This is a genomic window from Nocardia sp. NPDC006982 (genome assembly GCF_042869435.1).
In the GTDB taxonomy this organism is placed as follows: domain Bacteria; phylum Actinomycetota; class Actinomycetes; order Mycobacteriales; family Mycobacteriaceae; genus Nocardia.
In genome coordinates this window covers 189112-190990 of record NZ_JBIAFV010000012.1, presented here as the reverse complement: position 1 = coordinate 190990, position 1879 = coordinate 189112, and the positions used below count along the sequence as shown (strand labels likewise).

The 1879-nt window shown below is 64.6% G+C and carries 1 protein-coding gene; it reads right to left on the bottom strand.

Translation table 11 applies throughout. The annotated features are described in order from the left end of the window. Window positions 1-431: 431 nt before the first annotated feature. Window positions 432-1787 carry a GAF domain-containing protein gene (locus tag ACFYOW_RS35670; RefSeq protein WP_387294435.1) on the bottom strand — a complete coding sequence of 452 codons (1356 nt, stop codon included), beginning with the start codon at window positions 1785-1787 and terminating at the stop codon, window positions 432-434. Window positions 1788-1879 lie beyond the last annotated feature (92 nt).

Sequence of the window (1879 nt, the reverse complement as noted above, 5' to 3'; positions counted from 1 at the left end):
CAGAGCCTCCTTGTTCGGCGTAAAAAAGCACGCCGAACGCATTCGGGCAGCACGAATAAGCCGCTGCGGCAACGCTGTTCAGCGTTGACACATGGCTTCGACGCCACCACAAGGAGATTCGGCGAATGCGCGGGGCATGACGACACCCGCGCGGGATCGAAACAGATTGCGCCCCGCGTGCGCCTAGCTCTCGAGCACTCCTCCAACGTCGCTGCCGCGGTGCGGGCGCCGCGGCGGTGTCAGCTACATCACACGGATGTGATCCGCATTGCGAACACTAGGCGCTTCGTTAATAAAAAGGAACTTTTTGCACTAAAAAAAGTTGGTCGGCCGTCCAGCGTGCTCAGCTGGGCCGACACAGCTGGGCAAAGCTGTGTTCGCGACCACAATTCGATCGCGGATGTGAGCCACAGCACTTTCGGATATGCAGACTATGAGCGAGAACGTTGCATCCGCGTTGCATCGGCGCCGAGCCGCCGATCGAGTACCCGAATTTTGGCCTCGATCTGCGCATACAGCGGTGAATCGCGATCTACGGTCGCCCGGTACACGACCCAGGCCGCGGCATCGTCGCGCCCTTCCGCACATGCGGTCCACCGACGCAGCACCGCGGCATCACCGGAACCGAGCACCGCGGCGCGCAGCCGAACCCGAAGTTCATCGCGGATATCGATAATTCCCGGCGCGGTCGAGCGCGGCAGCACCGGACCCGCGTACAGGCGTAATGCGGTATCGACATCACCGGAATCGAGCGCGGCCCGCAGCGCCTCGATATCGGTTGCGATATGCACCCGCAACCGATATGGGCGCGAACCGAATACGTTCGGGCCGACCACCGCGCGCAATCGCGACATGGCGGCGCGGATGGTGCCGTTATCCAGATCCGTGTCGTCGAGCAGCAGTGCGAGATGATCCGCGCCCAGCCCCTCCGGATGTTCGGCGAGCAGCAGCAGAATCTCGGCGTGCCGCTGCGACAACGGAACTCGATCACCCGCGACGGTCAGCAGCGGCTGTCCGAGCCCGAGCACATCCAGACCCATGCGCGCCGCCGCGATGTCACCGGTCGAACTCACCGCCCCGCGCTGACCAGCACGCATCGCGGTCAGCAGCAGATCCATTTCGGCCGCGGTCGAGGTCGCCTTCACCAAGGCCAGAATCTCCGGCTTCGCCACCCGCACGCCTCCGGCGATCATCAGCACCCCGACCAGCCTGCCGTCGGGATCGTGCACCGGCGCCGCGGCACCGGTGATCTGATGCATGCGGTGCAGAAAGTGTTCGGGCCCATGGATCCACGCGGCCCGTCCGGTGCGCACCACCAGGCCGACGGCATTCGTGCCGATGCGGCGTTCGCTGAGATCATCGCCCGCGCGCAGACCGATTTCGGCGGCGGCATCGATCTGATCGGGATTGCCGTGCACCCACAGCACCCGGCCGAACTGATCGGCGACCGCGACGATCAAACCCGTTCTGGCCGTGTCCTGTACGAGCAATTTGTCGATCAGCGGCATCAATGCGGCAATCGGATGCGCGTCGCGGTAGCGCTGTAGATCCGCACCGCGCAGACCGCGCCCGTCGAGCGGATCCATCGGGTCGACGCCGCCGCGCACACTGCGCAACCAGGATTCGAGCACGACGGGACGCAGCAGACCGGCAAGCTGCGACAGCTGCTCGCCACCCGCGCTAAGATATCCGTGTGCTTGTGCGGCATAGGCTTCCAGTGCGCCGAGCTGAGTGCCGGGTTCGACGCCGTGCCGTGGGGGCCGCCCACCTGCAAGATTGCTGACCATTTGCCTTTCTTTCCGCCCCAAACTGTACCGGCGCACATAACTCGGACAAGGGCCGTTGCCTTCGTTTGTCCGCCAGGTCACACCACATTCAG

Bases quoted from the DNA above. Each gene is read 5' to 3' on its own strand.
- ACFYOW_RS35670 (WP_387294435.1), bottom strand. From the start codon at position 1,787: ATGGTCAGCAATCTTGCAGGTGGGCGGCCCCCACGGCACGGCGTCGAA.